The sequence below is a fragment of the Staphylococcus ratti genome (genome assembly GCF_020883535.1).
GTDB classification, from domain to species: domain Bacteria; phylum Bacillota; class Bacilli; order Staphylococcales; family Staphylococcaceae; genus Staphylococcus; species Staphylococcus ratti.
Window position 1 is genome coordinate 1558673 of record NZ_CP086654.1, and the last position, 19288, is coordinate 1577960.

A 19288-nucleotide genomic window follows, 5' to 3' on the forward strand; every position below is an offset into this window, starting at 1 on the left:
ACTTCTTATTTATGATATGGTTGAATCAATATGCCCAAACAGAATAAAAATACTATTTAAGTTGCAAGGCAAAATAAAAGCAATCTATTCAACACTATATGCCATAATTTACATTGAAAGGAGATCTATTTTGAAATTTGAAGTGCTTACACCAGATGAATATCATCACTTTATTCAACATCAATTCAAGCAATATACACAATCATTAGAACACTATGAGTCCAAAACTAAAAATGCAGCTCGTATTGACTTATTAGGCGTCAAAGATGATCAAGGTCAAGTTATTGCAGCAGGTTTATTTACTTCTGCACCTCTATTAAAATATTTCAATTATGTTTATAGCCATCGTGGCCCTATTTTAGATTATGATAATGAAGCCTTGGTTCAATACTATTTCAACGAACTCAAACATTATTTTAAGAAAAGACGTACGCTTTTCATTTTAACTGACCCTTACATCATTAGAACGCTTCGTGACTATAAAGGCACTATTTTAAAACAAAATGATAATACGAATTGGATGAATCGCCTTAACCAACTCGGTTTTAAACATCAAGGATATACAACAGGATATTCTGAACTTAGCCAAGCTAGATGGCTCTCGATTCTCGATTTAAGCGAAAAAGATGAGCAAGCATTATTAAAACAAATGGATTATAATACTGCACATAGTATTAAAAAAGCAATGAATATGGGGGTAGAAGTTAGAACACTATCTATTGACGAAATTGATACCTTTTATGCACTTTATCAAAAAGCTGAAATTAAGCATGGGTTTTCATTATTTTCAAAGCCCTACTTTAAGTCTTTTTTGAAGAATTATCCAACCATTTCGACAATGAAACTTGCCTATGTTAATTTAAATAAACATATTGCGTTATTAAAAACGAAAGCACATGATGTTAATGAAATCATCCATGGAATGTCCGCTTCGCACACAAAGCCGCTTTCTAAAAAGAAACAAAATAAATTAAATGAACAACTGATTATTTACAATAAACTCGAAAAAGACATCGTAGAAGCCCAACAATTGCGTGTAAAATATGGTGACACGCTTGATTTAGCTGCTGCCATCTTCGCTGAAAATAATAATGAACTCGTCTATTTATTCAGTGGCTCTGATCCAATTTTTAATAAATTCATGGGCAATTACGTACTTCAGTGGCATATGATTCAACATGCTAAAAGTCAAAATTTAGAAAGATACAATTTTTACGGTATTACAGGTAATTTTTCTAAAGAAGCAAAAGACTATGGCGTTTTACAATTTAAAAAAGGGTTTGGTGGCTACGTTGAAGAGTTAGTCGGAGATTTTATATGTGTTACAAATCCTTTGATTTACCGAATTTATCAATTAAAAAATAAATTTTCATTTAAATAACAGAGGGAGCTAGGACAAAATCTAAATGATTTTGTCCTAGCTCCCTTTAGTCGTTCTTTTTAATATTCAAAAGGAATCGTATTGATAATTTCATGGTTACGGTCACGGAAATTTAAAATGCCGTCCCCTTCTTCTAACTTAATTTCAGCATACGTTTCAACTTCATTACTTCGTGAATGGGAAATACTACCAGGATTAATGATATGGACACCGTTAATCAATTCATAACGTGCGACATGTGTATGCCCATAAAACGCAAAGGTTGCACCTTGTTCTTTGGTATGTTGCGCTAATGCTTCACGTCCTTGGTTTACACCGAGATGGTGACCATGTGTATAAAAAAAGCGCACACCATTTAACTCGTATATTTCATTTTCTGGAAACTCAGGGTAAAAATCCATATTACCTTTAACGCGCCGATACATACTTAATTCAATATCATCATATACAAACTCTGAATCTCCTAAATGAAAATAGGCATCTGCATCATCATGTTTTTCATAAATATCGTTTAAAACGCCTGATTCAGAATGATTGTCACTGACGAGTATAAGTTTCATCATTACTCTGCTCCTTCAATAAATACTTGTAATTGGTCTATTGCTTTACGTCGATGTGAAATTTCAGATTTTTCTTCCGCAGTCAATTGTGCCATCGTTTTATTTTTATCTGGTACATAGAAAATAGGATCATATCCAAAACCATTTTCTCCAATTTTTGCTAATGTAATTTCACCATTAACTGTACCTTTAAATGTCTCTGTGTGTCCTTCTGCTGTAGTCATGCTAATGACACAAACAAATTGTGCTGTACGGTCTGTTTTGTCTTCTAAAGCAGCTAATACTTTTTCAATATTAGCGTTATCATCTTTTGCTTCTCCCGCGTAACGTGCTGAGTATACCCCTGGTGCACCGTCTAGCGCCGTTACTTCTAAACCGCTATCATCCGCAATAACGGTTTTATTTAATGCTTTAGCTCCAGCTTCTGATTTTAACCGAGCATTATCTTCAAATGTAGTCCCTGTTTCTTCTACGTCAAAATCTTCAATCAGTTCATTAATACCAATCACATTATAATCTGAAAAGATAACTTTAAAATCATTAATTTTCCCTTTATTCGATGATGCAATGACGATATCTGTCATACATTAATCCTCCTGTCCTAAATAAATACGTTCTACTTCGACTTGATTGTATTTTAACCATTCTTTAATGATAAATTCAACATGTGTGACATTACCATTTGCAAAAAAACGATGTTTAGGACTTGGATTATAATGCGCATGTTCTTGACTAAAAGTAAGCAAAGCGCTCACTTCACGCGCTGTCTCCAGTCCTGATGAAATTACAGTTTTAGTACGCTCGAAATAATCATTAATAGGTTGATATAATAACGGATAATGTGTACATCCTAAAATTACAGTATCTGCTTCAATATGTCTCCAACTTTTCAAAGTCTGGTGAATGACGATACTTGTTATCGTTGGATCTTTATATTTAAGTTCTTCAACTAATGGGACAAAACCTGGACACGCTACACCGTGAACCTCTACATTTGGATTAATACGTTTAATATGTTGACGATACGCTTCCGATTTTATAGTACCTTCTGTCCCTAAAACTAAAACACTTTGATTATCAGTTGTCATTATCGCTGTACGTGCACCGGGCTCAATCACGCCTATTACAGGAATTTTAAGTTGTTGTTGCAAAGCCTTTAAAGCAACGGCGGTCGCTGTATTACATGCAATGACAAGCATTTTTATATCAAATTGTGTTAAATAATTCGCCATTTCAATTGTAAACTGGCGCACCTCTTCTTGAGATCTTGGACCATAAGGACAACGGCTCACATCACCAAGATAATAAATGGTTTCATTTGGCAATTGTCGCATAATCTCTTTAGCAACTGTGAGACCACCTACTCCCGAGTCAATCACACCAATAGGTCTCTCCATAATCTTCATCCTATTCATATATAGTTGTTGTTCATTTTATCATACCCTGTATTGGTTGATAAGTTGGATACTCAGCATATGAAAAAAGGAGCAGGAACATTTCTATGCCCCGCCCCTATTTATCGATATGAAACATTTAACGTTTCACTAATATATTCAGTTTCTATTCTACAGTATGATCAGAACCAAAGAATGATTTGAACATATGGAATGATGTTTCTCTATTAAGCGCTGCAATAGATGTTGTTAATGGAATTCCTTTCGGACAAGCTTGCACACAGTTTTGAGAGTTACCACATGCTTGTAAACCACCTTGGTCCATCAACGCATCTAATCTTTCATCTTTTGTCATCGCGCCTGTAGGATGTAGATTAAATAAACGTACTTGTGAAATGGCTTGCGCACCTACAAAGTCGTTTTTAGATGTTACGTTAGGACATACTTCTAAACATACGCCACATGTCATACATTTTGATAACTCATAGGCTGTTTGACGTTTCTTCTCAGGCATACGTGGTCCTGGACCTAAATCGTATGTGCCGTCGATTGGAATCCACGCTTTCATACGTTTCAAGTTATCAAACATACGTGAACGGTCTACTTGAAGGTCACGAATCACTGGGAAAGTATTCATTGGTTCTAAACGAATCGGTTGTTCTAACTGGTCTACAATCGCAGAACAAGATTGTCTTGCTCGACCGTTAATAACCATTGAACAAGCACCACATACTTCTTCTAAACAACTCATGTCCCATGTTACTGGTGTTGTTTTTTCACCTTTATCGTTAACTGGGTTACGACGAATTTCCATCAAACATGCGATAACATTTAAGTTTTCACGATAAGGAATTTCAAATGCTTCTTCGTATGGTTTTGAATGTGCATCTTTTTGACGCTTAATAATTAATTTTATAGTTTTATTGCTGTTACGAGCTACTTGTTGATGTTGGTTCACGTTTTCCTGAGATGTTTGCGTTTCGTTTTGGCTACGCTCTTTCGTTTCTACCATTATTTTTTACCCCCTTTTGACTTACTTGTATAGTCACGTTTACGAGGTTCAATTAAGCTAACATCCACTGGTTTATATGTGAATGTTGGTTTTTCAGTTGGTCCATTATACGTTGCAATCGTATGTTTTAACCACTCTTCATCATTACGCTCTGGGAATTCAGGTTTGTAATGTGCACCACGTGATTCATTACGGTTATATGCACCGATTGTCATCACACGCGCTAATACAAGCATGTTCCACAATTGACGTGTAAAGAAGACAGCTTGGTTACTCCAACTTGACGTATCTTCCATATCAATATTTTCAAAGCGCTTCATTAATTCAACAATCTTCTTGTCTGTTTCAAGCAAACGATCATTATGACGCACAACAGTTACGTTTGCTGTCATAATTTCACCAAGTTCGCGATGCAACTTGTAGGCATTTTCAGTCCCTTTCATATTCAGAAGTTTGTCGAAACGCGCTTGTTCTTCATCAATACGTTTTTGATAAATGCTTTCGTCTAAATCAACGTATGATTTCTCTACATTTTCTACATATTTTACAGCATTCGGACCTGCTACCGTACCGCCATAAATCGCAGATAATAATGAGTTTGCTCCTAAACGGTTACCACCATGTTGTGAGAAATCACATTCTCCAGCCGCAAATAATCCTTCAATATTCGTCATTTGATCGTAGTCTACGTATAAACCACCCATTGAATAGTGAACAGCTGGGAAGATTTTCATTGGTACTTTACGTGGGTCATCACCTGTAAATTTTTCATATATTTCAATGATTCCACCAAGTTTAACATCAAGTTCATGAGGATCTTTATGTGAAAGGTCAAGATAAACCATGTTTTCACCGTTAATACCTAATTTTTGGTTTACACAGACATCAAAGATTTCACGCGTTGCAATATCACGTGGCACTAAGTTACCATAATCTGGGTATTTTTCTTCTAAGAAGTACCATGGCTTACCATCTTTGTACGTCCAAATACGTCCACCTTCACCACGCGCAGATTCACTCATGAGACGTAATTTGTCATCGCCCGGAATAGCGGTAGGATGGATTTGAATGAATTCACCATTGGCATATTTAACACCTTGTTGATAAGCAATAGAGGCTGCTGACCCTGTATTAATCATAGAGTTTGTTGTTTTACCGAAGATGATACCTGGGCCCCCTGTTGCCATAATTACTGCATCCGAACCAAACGATTTGATTTCTGATGTTGTAATGTCTTGGGCAACGATACCTCTTGCTTTATTTTCATCATCTTTAACGATGCCTAAAAATTCCCAACCTTCATACTTAGTCACTAAGCCGTCTACTTCAAAACTACGTACTTGCTCATCTAAAGCATATAATAATTGTTGACCTGTCGTTGCTCCGGCAAAGGCAGTTCTATGGAATAATGTGCCTCCGAAACGACGGAAGTCGAGTAACCCTTCTTTTGTACGGCTGAACATTACACCCATACGGTCTAATAAGTGGATGATTTTAGGTGCCGCTTCTGTCATTGCTTTAACAGGTGGTTGATCCGCTAAAAAGTCTCCGCCATAAACTGTATCATCGAAGTGTAGATACGGCGAGTCGCCTTCACCTTTTGTATTTACTGCTCCGTTAATGCCCCCCTGTGCACATACAGAATGAGAACGTTTAACTGGAACGATTGAGAACAAGTCTACGTGCGCACCTTGTTCTGCTGCTTTAATTGTTGACATGAGGCCTGCAAGCCCTCCACCGACAACAATAATTTTCTTCTCTGCCATAGCATTGTCACTCCCCTGAAATGATTAAAACGTTAAGACTAAAAACGCTTGTGACAGTCCAATCAAGTGTTTTATTTTTGTCTTATAGATTCTATAATTGCAAATTTTAGCCAACGCTTATGCAAATGCTACAATCGCACTTACACCGATGTAAGATAAAATAATAAAGATTACTAATGATACCCAAGTGAATATCTTTTGTGATTTTGGTGATTGTAAAATCCCCCAAGTCACAAGAAATGACCATAAACCATTAGCAAAGTGGAAAACAACTGCAATGATACATACGATGTAGAAAATTAACCAAATTGGATTTGCTACAATTTGATGTACCATGTCATAACTTACTTCTTCACCCATTAATTTTTGGATGCGTGTTTGCCACATGTGAATCATTACGAATAAGAACGTTAATATTCCTGATAAACGTTGGAATAAGAACAACCAGTTACGTGTGTAAGAATAATGCCCGATATTTTGACTGGCTGTAAATGCAATATAAAAGCCGTAAATAGCATGAAATAAAATCGGAATATAAATCATGATAAATTCTAGAGCGTAAAGAAATGGCAGTGAATCCATAAATCCTGCCGCTTTGTTAAATGCTTCTACCCCTCGCGTAGCTTGGTGGTTTACTGTTAAGTGAACAACTAAAAAAGCACCTAATGGAATAACGCCAAGCAACGAGTGTAATCGTCTAAGGTAGAATTGATTCTTCGTTTGTGCCAAAAGGAAGTCCCCCCTGCGATACTATAATTTTTTGACTTCTTTTTTGTATGTTGCCCTGAGGAAAACGTTTGCATATCTTATTAAAAAAAAGAAATCAACTCTCCCTCATTGTAACACTAAATGTGACAAAATTGGGTATGAGAATGATTCTCATACCCAATTTTATGCTTTTTCTTCTTGTAATACTGTATAAAGTGCTTCTGCTGGTTTTTGAGGTAACCCCGCCATTTTTAAATCTTCCACCGTTGCTTCTCGCATTTTCTTAATAGAACCAAATTGACGCAATAATTTTGTCTTGCGTTTTGGCCCTATTCCTTCAACTTGATCTAAAACGGACTGCATACCAGTCTTTCGTCTCGTTTGTCTATGGAAAGTTATCGCAAAACGATGCACTTCATCTTGTATACGTTGCAATAAGTAAAACGCTTGTCCATTTTTCTTCAATGGAATCATTTGCGCATTTTCTCCGTATAATAATTCAGAAGTTTGATGTTTATCGTTTTTTTGTAAACCAGCAACAGGAATATCCAGTCCTAATTCATTTTTAATTACGTCGATAACACTGGACATATGTCCTTTACCACCATCAACAATAATTAAATCTGGAAGTGGTAAACCTTCGTTTAACACTCTGATATATCGTCTTCGGACAGCTTCTTGCATCGATTTATAATCATCTGGCCCTTGCACAGTTTTAATTTTATATTTACGATAACCTTTTTTATCGGGCTTACCATCAATAAATGACACCATCGCTGATACAGGATCTACACCTTGAATATTTGAATTGTCGAATGCTTCTATACGAATCGGTGTTTGAATGCCCATTGCATCCCCTAATTGCTCAATCGCTTTGACCGTCCGTGATTCATCCCGTGCAATCAATTCGAATTTGTTTTCTAAAGTAACTTTGGCATTTTTGTTCGCCAAATCCACTAATTGTTTCTTTTGGCCACGCTGTGGAGTGATCACTTTTGTATCTACAACCGATTGAATCATTTCATGATTTAACTGTTTCGGAACATGAATTTCTTTAGGAATAAAGTGCTGATTCAGTTGATAAAATTGCCCGATAAATGTGTAAAATTCTTCTTCAGGTGTTTGTTGAAGTGGAAACATCGTTGCTTCACGTTCAATTAAATTCCCTTGTCTGACAAAAAACACTTGAATACACATCCAACCTTTTTCAACGTGATAGCCAAATACATCTCTCACAGTTTGATCCGCAGACATTATTTTTTGCTTGTTTGTTAAATTATGAATATGTTCAATTAAATCACGATACTCCTTAGCTTGTTCAAACTCGAGATTTTCACTCGCTTGATGCATACGTGTTTCGAGATTTTTTAAAATGGTTTTATCTTCACCATTTAAAAAATCACTTATTTCTTTCGTCATTTTGTCGTATTCTGATTGTTTTACTTGATATACACACGGCCCTAGACATTGGCCAATATGGTAATACAGACATAAACGGTCAGGCATTTTATCACATTTTCTAAAAGGATAGATACGGTCAAGTAATTTTTTCGTTTCATGTGCGGAATAGGCGTTAGGGTAGGGTCCAAAATATTTACCGCTTCCTTTACGCACCGTTCGCGTCACAATGAGTTTTGGGTGTCGTTCTTTTGTAATTTTTATAAATGGATAACTTTTATCATCTTTTAATAGTACGTTATATCTCGGCTGATACTTTTTTATTAAATTTAATTCTAATAACAAAGATTCTATTTCACTAGAAGTGACGATGTATTCAAAATCCATAATTTCTCGTATAAGCCGTGTCGTTTTAAGGTCATGCGCACCCGTAAAATACGAACGTAAACGGCTACGTAATCGTTTCGCTTTCCCGACATATATAACTTGGTTTTGTCGATCTTTCATGAGGTAACACCCTGGTTCTGTCGGTACTACCGCTAACTTTTGTTTTAATTTCGTTTTGACATCCTCCATCCTTACTCACCTCCCTTATCTCTGCTCTACATGAAAAGGCTGGGTCGAAACCTTTGTCAGATTCGTCTCCCAGCCTCAAAAATGATTTCGTCTTAATTTGACTTTTACATCTTCTATTTAATATTTATAAATGTTTGTCTAAAACTTGTGCTAAGTTTTCTTTAGGTTGGAAACCAACGACTTTGTCTACAGGCTCACCATCTTTAAATACGATTAATGTTGGAATACTCATTACTTCGTATTTTGCTGCTGTAGCTTGGTTTTGGTCAACATCTAATTTTAAAATGTCAGCTTTTCCATCATAATCTGCTGCTAAGTCTTCTAAAACAGGTGCAATCATTTTACATGGCCCACACCAAGTTGCCCAGAAATCTACTAATTTAACACCATTATTGATTTGTTCATTAAAATTTGAATCGTTTACTTCGATTAATGCCATAGGACTTTGCCTCCTTGATTTTGTTGATAGTCAAAGTATATCAAATTTGATTTTTGATTTCATTCCAATTGCTCATTATTTTAATGTCGCAACCGTCACACCAAATCCCCCTTCACTTGGCATACCTGTGCGAAAACTTGAAACACTGCGGTGTTGTTTTAAATGTTGCTGCACACCTTTTTGAAGTGCACCTGTTCCCTTTCCATGAATGATATAAACATCTTCATAATTGCTCAAAACAGCTTGATCTAAATATTGATCTAACGCATGTAATGCCTCTTCATAGCGGTAACCACGTAGATCTAATTCCATTTTGACTGTGGAACGATTGGAGCGTGTCACCATTTTTGACGGTTTTTCTTTCATTTTTTCTTTCTTTTCTAAGTCTTTTATAGGCAACTTCATTTTAATAATACCCATTTGAACAACAGCTTCTTCATCACCAATTAATTCTAGTATTTCACCTTTTTGACCATAAGAAAGGACTTTCACTTCGTCTCCAACTTGAATCGCGTCGTAACGTTGTTTCTTGACATCCTGTTTAATTGATTGCGCCTCATACTGATCATCTAGCATTTTCTTTTTATTAATTAATTCGTGTTCTTTTACTTCGGCACCTTTTAAATCACGCATGTCACGTAATTCTTTTAAAATCTCGTCTGCTTCTTTTGTAGCAGTTTTAACTCTTTGGTTCGCTTTTTCTTTTGCTTCTTCCATTAAACGAGATTCAAAGTTTTGATATTGCTCGTATTTTTGAGATAGTTGTTGATGAATTGCTTCTGCTTCTCGCACCAATCGCTCCAGTTCAATACGTTGATCGTCTACACGTTTTGTATTGGTTTCAAGAGAAGCAATCATTTCATTAATCTCTTGTTCGTCTTGACCTACAATCGATTTCGCACGGTTAATGATTTTCAAGCTTAAACCGAGCCTTTTTGAAATATCAAAAGCGTTAGAGCGTCCTGGTACACCCATCAACAATTTATAAGTTGGGCTTAACGTATTAACATCAAACTCTACACTCGCATTCATTACACCTTGGCGATTATAACTGTAGGCTTTAAGTTCGGGATAATGCGTCGTTGCCATCACGTGTGCGCCTAGCTCATGTACATGGTCTAAAATACTCATCGCAAGTGCTGCCCCTTCACTTGGGTCTGTACCTGCACCGAGCTCATCAAATAAAATCAAGCTATTTTCATTGGCTTCTTCTAATATAGAAATAATCGTTTTCATATGAGATGAAAATGTTGAAAGTGATTGCTCGATAGATTGGTCATCTCCAATATCACAAAAAACATTCTCAAAAACACTTAACTGACTTCCATCTAAAGTCGGAATCAATAATCCAGATTGTGCCATAACGATAATTAAACCAAGTGTTTTTAAAGTAACGGTTTTACCACCTGTATTCGGACCTGTAATGATAACTGTCTGAATATCTTTATCAAACGCAATGGTATTCGCTACGACAGTATTCAAATCTAAAAGTGGATGAAATGCTTTTGGTAAATAGATCTGTTTTGTTTCCGTAAATGTAGGCTTTGTCGCTTTTATTTTTGCGCCATAGCGCGCTTTAGCAATAAGAAAGTCAAGGTGTCCCATAATGTCTTCACTTATCAAACAAGACGCTGCTTCTGCGGCTACTTCTTCTGTAAGTTGCGCTAAAATACGCGTAACTTCAATCTTTTCTTCATTTCTTAAACGACTGACTTGGTTATTTAATTCAACAACTGCAGAAGGCTCAATATAAAGCGTTTGTCCAGATGCAGACTGATCATGCATAATGCCATTAAAATCTTGACGGTATTCTGCTTTAACCGGAATGACGTGACGTTCGTTTCTTACTGTGACAATCGCATCAGAAAGCTTTTTTTGGTTACCAGTAGACTTAACAATGCGATCTAATTGCGCCTTAATACGTTGGTTCGTTTTAGAGATTTTACTACGAATTGCTTGTAATTCATAACTTGCTGAGTCAAACAAGTCAGTGGCATCACATTTTTCTTTGATAGATTGGTATAAATGCGTTAAAATCGGCAATCGTCTCATTTGTTCATCTAAAATGACGTAATTCACTTTTTCATCTTCTTCAACCAATTGGTTGTAAAAGGTTTTAAATTGATTTTGAACTTGGATAAGTTGCTTTATCGCATTTAATTCGGGCACATTTAAAGTACCGCCAATTTTGGCACGTTGAATAGATGGCGAAATTCTTGAAAGACCACTTAAACTTGGCAAACGATGTTGATTGTATATTTGTGAAATTTCATCCACTTCTTCAATTTGTGCGACAACGATATTATATTCCGTTGCGGGTTGAAGCTGTTCTATTTTCTCAGCGCCTAACTCACTAATTACTTCATTTAATAATGACGCTTTCACTTTATCAAATTCTAGTACTTCTAATGTTTTTTGTCTCATACTCATCCCTCAATTTCTATAAAGCACCACATACTATTTTATATCCAGACGCAAGTAACCTCGACTTGCTCGTTCAATTCCTACATAGTGACACTTTATTATTTAGGATTCTATGTTAAAGGTTAGGACATCATATATGACAGCTCTTGAAACTCTCTCATCAATGTCCCCTTCAACTCCCTTTTATTTAGTTAATGTTAACGCTTTTTTTGACTTATAAATGTTTTAAATTCATCTCTAGTCATAGCATTAATCACTTGTGATTTCTTTACGAAGCCTTTTTGTGCTGTGGCAACACCATACTTCATAAATTCAAGATGATTTGTATGGTGTGCATCAGTATTAATCGCAAGTTTAATGTTAGGATGGGCACGTAGTATGGATGCTTTTAAATCTAAACGCTTCGGATTGGCGTTAATTTCCAAGACGGTATGCGTTTCTTCACACATTTGAATTAAGCGTTCTAAATTTGGTTGATATCCATCACGACGACCAATAATACGACCTGTTGGGTGCGCAATATGACGCACATAAGGGTTTCGACACGCCGTTTCTAACCGCTTCATAATCTCTGCTTCGCTTTGATTAAAGCTTTGATGAATCGCTGCAATTACATAGTCTAATTGTGCTAAAATCTCATCATCATAGTCTAAAGTCCCATCTGGTAAAATATCCATCTCTGTCCCAGAATAAATATCGATTTCGCTGTATTGTTTATTTAAAGCTTTAATTTCTTCATTTTGCTTTAATAGTCGTTCGATACTTAAGCCGTTCGCCACACGTAAACTTTTCGAGTGATCCGTAATACACATGAATTCATAGCCTTTTTGAATGTTCGCTTCAACCATTTCTTGTAAAGTCATCGCACCATCGCTTGCTGTCGTATGCATGTGTATGTCGCCACGAATATCTTTAAGCGTAATAATATCCGATAAATTTTTATCAAATTCTGAACCATCTTCTCTCATGCTCGGCGCAATCCACGCAACATTAAAATGGTGGTATATCTCCGCTTCGCTATTAAACTGCAATAACTTGCCATCTGGTTGTTCAATACCATATTCACTTACTTTTTCTTGGCGCGCTTTAGCTAATTGACGAATACGAATATTGTGTTCTTTTGAACCCGTAAAATGTTGTAATGTATGATAAAACGCTTCAGGTTCAATTAAACGAAAATCAACGCCAATCGTTTCATCATCATAATCAACCTCTAACGAAACTTTCGTTTGTCCTACTGCCACTTCTTTTTGTTTGTGTGGCAATTTAAGAAGTGCTTGTTGTACCTGCACAGGTTCACGTGTACTAATAATATAATCTAAGTCTTTGCTCATTTCTTTCATACGTCTAAAACTTCCCGCAACTTCAAAACGCTCAATTTCAGGTATAGTCGTTAAGTGTTCTTGAATGACACGGTTTAATCTCCGCATCGTATCAATAGGGTATGCTTCTTTTTTAGCCCCCATCGCTTTAACTGCTTCTAATATATTTTGTTCTGTTTTTTTCGCAAATCCTTTTAATTCACTTACCTTGCCAGCTTCACAAGCTGCTTGTAATGATGTTTTATCCGTAATGTTAAGTGTTTCATACAACTTAGCAATTTTTTTACTACCTAAACCTTGAATTTTAAGTAAAGGGACCAATCCTTCAGGAACTTCTTTTTGAAGCGTCTCTAATGTAGGTGATGCTCCTGTTTGACGATATGTTTCAATGACTTCTCCAACGCCTTTACCGATATTTTTTAACGTTGTCACGTCATCAATTTCTTCAAGCGCACGTTCATCAACCTCGAGACTTTGCGCCGCTTTACGATAAGCAGACACTTTAAAAGCATTTTCGCCTTTTAACTCCATATAAGTAGCAATTTTTTCAAGTAAGCGTACGACATCTTTTTTTGTCATATGAATCACCTCATAAAAAAGAGGATGAAACGATTGTTCATTAACATATTACGTTCCAGCCTCTTAAGATTGTTTAAGTTAAATTGAGCGTTATTGGTGAAAGGAGAGGTAGCTCTGTAATGAGCCATTTTGCCAATCGAGCATGTTGAAGTGATGATTGTATCGTCGAATCTGGGTACAACGCCATCAAGAGCAAAAGAAAATGAAGCGCAATCACTCCTGATACTAAACTTATGATTACGCCGAAAACGCGTAGAAAAAATACGTTGCGTTGTCGATAAATCAACTTGGAAAATGCATCCAAAACCATATGGGTCATTACTTTGACTATAAATATTATTATCAACAAACTGATGATTGTATTAAAATGCCTTTCAGGTTGTGCAAAATCAATCGCATAATTCGCATCAAATGCGTCCGTTTTAGGAAAAGGAATAAATAATCTCATATAATGATTCAATGGTTGATAAAACTGTAAGCCCGTCCAAATCGCAAAAATGGTACTCAATAAATGTAATAAACTTGCAACCAATCCTCGGTAAAAACCTATAGCGGCATAAATAAGCAGGAGTGTACCGCTAATCACGATATACATCCTATTCTCCTCTATGTTTTAAGCGTTGAATTTCTTCTCTTAATTTGGCATTTTCTTCTTCGAGTAACACCAATTCATGTGTCACATTCACCGCTGTTAATACCGCTTTACGTACAGAATCTAATCCTGCATTACGTTGACCTAATACCCTTATTTTATCATCAACTAAATCAGCTACATAACGAATGTGCTCAGGATCGTCTTCTCCAACAATAGTATAGTGCTGGTCATTTATTGTTACGTTAATTCTATTTTTAAACTCACCCATGTCCACTCACCTAGCCCTATCATTTAAATTTATTCATCAATGCTCATTATACACGAGACAACCACGTTTGTGTATCATCGATTTATAAACTTTAAACGTACGCTAAGTATTTCAATCATCATAGCGACGCTGATGCTCAAACAAGTCGCCAAATCATAGATTTCTATGATAGGATTAAGAGCAGAAAGAACGTTTATTATTATAAGAACAATATGATTGCTTAGGCTCTATTGAATAAATATTAAGAGGTCGCTTATGTCAAATTTAGTTAAACAATTATCACAAAATGAAATCGATACCCTTATGAAAAAAATTAATGTGGATACTTCTAATTTAGCTCCCGGCATGATCGCAAAAGCTAAATATCAAAATGTAACTATAAGTATTTACAAATCTCGAAAAGTCATGTTTCAAGGTCAAAATGTAGAAGCTGTTGCCAGTATGCTCTTAGGTGACATCGTAAAAGCACCCGCTTCTACTAAAACTAAACCTTCTGAAAAGACACTTTTTAAATATAATCAGCATAATTGTATCGGTAGTGATGAAGCAGGTAGCGGCGATTATTTTGGTCCTTTAACTGTATGTGCATGTTACGTAAGCAAAGAACATATCGACGTGCTAAAAACATTAGGTGTTGATGATTCCAAAAAATTAAATGACGCTAAAATTGTCTCGCTTGCTGAACAACTTGTGACCTTTCTGCCCCATTCATTACTTGTATTAGACAACCCTAAATACAACGATCGTCAAGCACTAGGTTGGTCGCAAGTTAAGATGAAAGCTGTATTACATAATGAATGTATCATCAACGTATTAAAGAAAGTAAATGAAAATGAGATTGAAGCTATCGTTATTGACCAATTTGCGCAACCTGGCGTATACAAACGTTATGCGTTAAGCGATATTCCTCTTGAATCTCGAACGCATTTTGAGACTAAAGGCGAATCTAAATCACTTGCAATCGCAGCAGCCAGTATCATTTCAAGATATGCTTTCGTTAAACATATGGATCATCTTTCCAAAAAAATGAACCAAACAATTTTAAAAGGAGCTAGCGGTAAAGTAGATTTATTAGCAGCACGTATTATTGAAAAAGAAGGATTACAACGACTTGACCAAATTTCTAAAAAACATTTTAGTAATCGAAACAAAGCTATACAATTGGTCGACAAAAAACGCAACGGTTTATAATGCCGTTGCGTTTTTGCCCTTCTTAATATAGTCACTTACTAACCTCTTAACGTTGCACCTTGTTGTTCTAGTTCTGATAGGATGCGATCATGAACTTCTGCTACTTGTGCTTCAGTCAAAGTGTTTTCAGTATCTAAATATTCTAATCGAATCGCTACTGATTTTTTACCTGCTTCCATATGTTCACCTTCATAGACATCAAATACAGAAGCTTCTTTTAATAAATGATTTCCGGCTTGTTTAATAGTTTGAATCAATGCTGATACACGTACCTCTGTATCAACTACTAATGCAATATCACGTGTTACGCCAGGAAACTTAGGAATTTGATTATAGTTGATATAACCTACACGGTAGCTCATTAACTTTTCATAATTCAATTCAAAGACGTATGTACGTCCTAAATCATATTGTTTCGCTACTGTTGGGTGAAGTTCTCCAATGAATCCAATTACATCACCTTGACATAATACTTTTGCTGTTCGCCCAGGGTGTAAACCGTCTATTTGTGCTGTTTCATAATCAAAAGAAAGTGCTAGTTTATCGGCGATGCGGTCCACTACACCTTTTGTAAGATAGAAATCTACCACTTCTTTTTTAGCTTGCCAAGGATGTGCAACGTATTCACCTATCATAATACCGCTTAAATATTCTACCTCGTCTGGTAAAACACCCTCACCATTGCTAAAGAAGACATTTCCGATTTCATATAATGCAATGTTTTGATTTTTACGTGCCACATTGTATTGTGCAGCGTCAATCAAGTGTGGGATTAAACTTTGACGTAATGTAGAATGTGCTTCACTCATTGGCATTAATAATTTGATCGCTTCACGCGCTTCCATTGTAAAAGCTTTAGCGCGCTTTTCGTCAACAAGCGAATATGTCATGGCTTGTGACAATCCAGCGCCTTCTAAAGCACCACGTATCGCACGCGTTTTACGTTGTCGGTCTGTAAGCGCACCACTTGTTACAGACTCAAATACTGGAAGTGATGAAGGTAAATTATCATACCCGTAAATACGCGCAATTTCTTCAATAATATCAGCTTCAATTTTAATGTCCGGACGGCGAGAAGGTACCGTTACTTGGAGCGTTTGCTCTTCTACAGTCGTCTCAAAACCAAGTTGTTGAAGTGCCTCTATCATTTCATGTTCTGACACATTAAAGCCTATTGTTCGATTAACTTTATCTACAGTAATTTCAATTGTACGTGTTAAAGGACCCAAATCTCCTTGAGCAACACGTTCAGCTAACACTTCTCCGTTCGCCAACGTCTCTAAAAGATAACACGCACGGTCAACTGCTTCATTCACAAATTCTGCTGCTAATCCTTTTTCAAAGCGACTTGATGATTCACTTCTTAAATTCAAGCGACGTGACGTATGACGTATGGCAACCGTATCAAATAAGGCCCCTTCAACTACTACGTTTTTAGTTTGTTCTGTTACTTCTGAAAAATCACCGCCCATGACGCCGCCAAGTGCAATAGGCTCTGTTCCGTTTGTAATAACGATGTCATTCGTCTGTAATTGGCGTTCTTGATTGTCTAATGTTGTCATTGTTTCGCCTTCACGTGCTTGGCGCACGACAATTTCATTAGAACCTATTTTATCTTGGTCAAACATATGCAAAGGTTGACCATATTCTAATAATACATAATTAGAAATATCAACAACGTTATTAATTGGTCGAATGCCCGCTTTCATTAAGCGCGCTTGCATCCACTCTGGAGAAGGCGCAATAGTAACGTTTTCTACAACTCGCGCACTATAATAAGGCACTTTGTCTTCATTTTCAATTTTCACAGAAAGTTTATGATGTGCATCGCCTTTTTCTGAAGTTAGCGTTGTTTCTGGCTTCTGTACAGGCTGATGATATAAAGCCCCTACTTCGTAAGCAGTCCCAATCATGCTTAACGCATCAGAACGGTTTGGTGTTAAATCAAACTCCATTAATTGATCATCTAAATATAATGCTTTTAAAGCATCTGTCCCTGGCTCAATTTGTGAAGTGAAGTTATAAATCCCTTCTTCAAAAGCTTTTGGTACTACATTGCTCGCTAAACCAATTTCTTGTAAAGAACAAATCATACCTTCTGACACTTGGCCACGTAATTTGGCACGCTTTATTTTAATACCACCTGGAAGACGCCCGCCTACTTTAGCGACAATTACCGTCTGACCAGCATCGACATTAGAGGCCCCACAGACAATCTGAGTCAATTCATCTTCACCAATATCGACTTGACAAATGCTTAATTTATCTGCATCTGGATGTTTTGCAGTTGATGCTACATATCCAACAACTAAATTTTTAATATCTTTAGTAAAATCAATAATTTCATCAACTTCAATACCCGAACGTGTAATACGTTCAGCCAACGCTTCAATGGAAACATCAATATTCACATAGGATTCTAACCATTCTTTTGAAATTAACATGTTGTTTCACCTCTATCTTCTACCGCTTTAAATTGCTCTAAGAAACGTACATCATTCGTATAGAAATGACGAATGTCTTCAATGCCATATTTCAACATCGCGATACGATCTGGTCCCATACCGAAAGCAAAACCTGAATAACGTTTTGAATCAAATCCAGCCATTTCTAACACATTAGGGTGGACCATACCCGCACCTAAAATTTCAATCCAGCCTGTATGTTTACATACATTACAACCTTCACCTTTACATTTAAAACACGAAACGTCTACTTCTACTGAAGGTTCTGTAAATGGGAAGTAACTTGGACGTAAGCGCAACTCACGTTCTTCACCAAATAATGATTTAGCTAATAATTCAAGCGTCCCTTTTAAGTCGCTCATTTTAATGTTTTCATCTACAACAAGCCCTTCAATTTGTGTGAACTGATGACTATGTGTCGCGTCGTCTGAATCACGTCGATATACTTTACCAGGACATAATATTTTCACAGGTCCTTCGCCGTTACGCTTTTCCATCGTACGCGCCTGTACTGGTGAGGTATGGGTACGCATTAAAATTTCTTCAGTAATGTAGAAGCTATCCTGCATGTCACGAGCTGGATGAGATTTTGGTAAATTTAGCGCTTCAAAATTGTAATAATCTTGTTCAACTTCGTAGCCTGTAACAATTTCATAACCCAATCCTAAAAACAAGTCTTCAATTTCTTCAATTGTTCGTGTTAACGGATGTTTAGCTCCATTTGCGATTTTACGACTTGGCAATGTAACGTCAATAGATTCTTCTGAAAGTTGTTGGTTTAACTGTGCTTCAGCTAAATCGGCTTGTCTTTCTTCAATCGCACTTGTAATGGCTTGACGTACCTCATTCACTTTTTGACCATATTCAGGTTTTTCTTCTTTTGATAAATTTTTCATATTTTTCATTAAACCGGTCACTTGACCTTTTTTACCTAAATATTGTACTTTCACGTCTTGTAAAGCTTTTTCACTATCCGCTTGTTGAATCGCCTCAAGTGCTTCAGTTTTAATTTGTAACATTTCATCTGCTTGCGACATCTTTAATCCTCCTTAAAAATAAAAAGACCCCGTCCTATACATGGGACGAAGTCTTTCCGTGGTACCACCCAGTTTTATGTAGTCTCCTACATACACTCTGAATTTATGTTGATAACGAGTCATAAACCCGACTTAAATCTCTTTAAGTAGCTAAAAAGGTGAAAAAAACCATA

16 protein-coding genes are annotated in these 19288 nt (G+C 36.4%); 2 read left to right on the forward strand and 14 right to left on the reverse strand.

What is annotated here, in order from left to right; genetic code table 11:
• The first annotated feature begins 130 nt into the window (after nucleotides 1-130).
• Nucleotides 131-1381 (forward strand): aminoacyltransferase, encoded by a 1251-nt coding sequence (locus LN051_RS07475; RefSeq protein WP_229291917.1) that lies wholly within the window; start codon nucleotides 131-133, stop codon nucleotides 1379-1381.
• Nucleotides 1382-1440: 59 nt separating this feature from the next.
• On the opposite strand, the gene LN051_RS07480 is transcribed toward LN051_RS07475, so the two are convergent.
• From LN051_RS07480 to zapA, 12 genes are all read right to left on the reverse strand, one after another.
• Nucleotides 1441-1944 (reverse strand): YfcE family phosphodiesterase, encoded by a 504-nt coding sequence (locus tag LN051_RS07480; protein WP_229291918.1) that lies wholly within the window; start codon nucleotides 1942-1944, stop codon nucleotides 1441-1443.
• Entirely contained in the window at nucleotides 1944-2525 is a 582-nt protein-coding gene (locus LN051_RS07485; protein ID WP_229291919.1) for an XTP/dITP diphosphatase, read from the reverse strand. Before LN051_RS07485 ends, LN051_RS07480 begins: the two co-directional genes overlap by 1 nt.
• 3 nt (nucleotides 2526-2528) lie before the next feature.
• A complete protein-coding gene (gene racE / locus LN051_RS07490; RefSeq protein WP_229291920.1) occupies nucleotides 2529-3338 on the reverse strand; it encodes a glutamate racemase in 810 nt (269 codons plus the stop codon).
• A 163-nt stretch (nucleotides 3339-3501) separates the two neighbouring features.
• The gene (gene sdhB, locus LN051_RS07495; RefSeq protein WP_229291921.1) at nucleotides 3502-4347 is read right to left on the reverse strand and encodes a succinate dehydrogenase iron-sulfur subunit; all 846 of its coding nucleotides are present in this window, start codon (nucleotides 4345-4347) and stop codon (nucleotides 3502-3504) included.
• The gene (sdhA, locus tag LN051_RS07500) at nucleotides 4347-6113 is read right to left on the reverse strand and encodes a succinate dehydrogenase flavoprotein subunit (RefSeq protein ID WP_229291922.1); all 1767 of its coding nucleotides are present in this window, start codon (nucleotides 6111-6113) and stop codon (nucleotides 4347-4349) included. The genes sdhB and sdhA overlap by 1 nt, the downstream gene beginning before the upstream one ends.
• Nucleotides 6114-6230: 117 nt before the next feature.
• Nucleotides 6231-6842: a succinate dehydrogenase cytochrome b558 subunit gene (locus LN051_RS07505; RefSeq protein ID WP_229291923.1), complete on the reverse strand. Its 612-nt coding sequence runs from the start codon at nucleotides 6840-6842 to the stop codon at nucleotides 6231-6233.
• Between the two features lie 162 nt (nucleotides 6843-7004).
• Nucleotides 7005-8795 (reverse strand): excinuclease ABC subunit UvrC, encoded by a 1791-nt coding sequence (uvrC, locus tag LN051_RS07510; RefSeq protein ID WP_229291924.1) that lies wholly within the window; start codon nucleotides 8793-8795, stop codon nucleotides 7005-7007.
• 124 nt (nucleotides 8796-8919) lie between these two features.
• Entirely contained in the window at nucleotides 8920-9234 is a 315-nt protein-coding gene (trxA, locus tag LN051_RS07515) for a thioredoxin (protein WP_229291925.1), read from the reverse strand.
• 75 nt (nucleotides 9235-9309) lie between these two features.
• Entirely contained in the window at nucleotides 9310-11658 is a 2349-nt protein-coding gene (locus tag LN051_RS07520; RefSeq protein WP_229291926.1) for an endonuclease MutS2, read from the reverse strand.
• 197 nt (nucleotides 11659-11855) lie between these two features.
• A complete protein-coding gene (gene polX / locus LN051_RS07525; RefSeq protein ID WP_229291927.1) occupies nucleotides 11856-13559 on the reverse strand; it encodes a DNA polymerase/3'-5' exonuclease PolX in 1704 nt (567 codons plus the stop codon).
• A gap of 73 nt (nucleotides 13560-13632) precedes the next feature.
• Nucleotides 13633-14154 carry a CvpA family protein gene (locus tag LN051_RS07530; RefSeq protein ID WP_229291928.1) on the reverse strand — a complete coding sequence of 174 codons (522 nt, stop codon included), beginning with the start codon at nucleotides 14152-14154 and terminating at the stop codon, nucleotides 13633-13635.
• A gap of 1 nt (nucleotide 14155) precedes the next feature.
• Nucleotides 14156-14422 (reverse strand): cell division protein ZapA, encoded by a 267-nt coding sequence (zapA, locus tag LN051_RS07535; RefSeq protein ID WP_229291929.1) that lies wholly within the window; start codon nucleotides 14420-14422, stop codon nucleotides 14156-14158.
• Nucleotides 14423-14677: 255 nt separating this feature from the next.
• Here zapA and rnhC point away from each other — a divergent pair, with 255 nt between their 5' ends.
• The gene (gene rnhC, locus LN051_RS07540; protein WP_229291930.1) at nucleotides 14678-15613 is read left to right on the forward strand and encodes a ribonuclease HIII; all 936 of its coding nucleotides are present in this window, start codon (nucleotides 14678-14680) and stop codon (nucleotides 15611-15613) included.
• A 38-nt stretch (nucleotides 15614-15651) separates the two neighbouring features.
• Here the strand turns inward: rnhC and pheT are convergent, their stop codons facing one another.
• Both pheT and pheS read right to left on the reverse strand, forming a co-directional pair.
• The gene (gene pheT, locus LN051_RS07545) at nucleotides 15652-18057 is read right to left on the reverse strand and encodes a phenylalanine--tRNA ligase subunit beta (RefSeq protein ID WP_229291931.1); all 2406 of its coding nucleotides are present in this window, start codon (nucleotides 18055-18057) and stop codon (nucleotides 15652-15654) included.
• Nucleotides 18051-19115, reverse strand: coding sequence for a phenylalanine--tRNA ligase subunit alpha (gene pheS / locus LN051_RS07550; RefSeq protein WP_229291932.1), 1065 nt, complete (start codon nucleotides 19113-19115; stop codon nucleotides 18051-18053). Before pheS ends, pheT begins: the two co-directional genes overlap by 7 nt.
• Between the last annotated feature and the right edge of the window lie 173 nt (nucleotides 19116-19288).

Excerpts from the sequence above, each read along its gene's own strand:
- LN051_RS07485 (WP_229291919.1), bottom strand. The coding sequence starts at position 2,525 with ATGACAGATATCGTCATTGCATCATCGAATAAAGGGAAAATTAATGAT.
- trxA (WP_229291925.1), bottom strand. The coding sequence starts at position 9,234 with ATGGCATTAATCGAAGTAAACGATTCAAATTTTAATGAACAAATCAAT.
- zapA (WP_229291929.1), bottom strand. The coding sequence starts at position 14,422 with ATGGGTGAGTTTAAAAATAGAATTAACGTAACAATAAATGACCAGCAC.
- pheT (WP_229291931.1), bottom strand. The coding sequence starts at position 18,057 with ATGTTAATTTCAAAAGAATGGTTAGAATCCTATGTGAATATTGATGTT.
- pheS (WP_229291932.1), bottom strand. The coding sequence starts at position 19,115 with ATGTCGCAAGCAGATGAAATGTTACAAATTAAAACTGAAGCACTTGAG.
- LN051_RS07480 (WP_229291918.1), bottom strand. The coding sequence starts at position 1,944 with ATGATGAAACTTATACTCGTCAGTGACAATCATTCTGAATCAGGCGTT.
- sdhB (WP_229291921.1), bottom strand. The coding sequence starts at position 4,347 with ATGGTAGAAACGAAAGAGCGTAGCCAAAACGAAACGCAAACATCTCAG.
- racE (WP_229291920.1), bottom strand. The coding sequence starts at position 3,338 with ATGGAGAGACCTATTGGTGTGATTGACTCGGGAGTAGGTGGTCTCACA.
- uvrC (WP_229291924.1), bottom strand. The coding sequence starts at position 8,795 with ATGGAGGATGTCAAAACGAAATTAAAACAAAAGTTAGCGGTAGTACCG.
- LN051_RS07520 (WP_229291926.1), bottom strand. The coding sequence starts at position 11,658 with ATGAGACAAAAAACATTAGAAGTACTAGAATTTGATAAAGTGAAAGCG.
- rnhC (WP_229291930.1), top strand. The coding sequence starts at position 14,678 with ATGTCAAATTTAGTTAAACAATTATCACAAAATGAAATCGATACCCTT.
- polX (WP_229291927.1), bottom strand. The coding sequence starts at position 13,559 with ATGACAAAAAAAGATGTCGTACGCTTACTTGAAAAAATTGCTACTTAT.
- LN051_RS07530 (WP_229291928.1), bottom strand. The coding sequence starts at position 14,154 with ATGTATATCGTGATTAGCGGTACACTCCTGCTTATTTATGCCGCTATA.
- sdhA (WP_229291922.1), bottom strand. The coding sequence starts at position 6,113 with ATGGCAGAGAAGAAAATTATTGTTGTCGGTGGAGGGCTTGCAGGCCTC.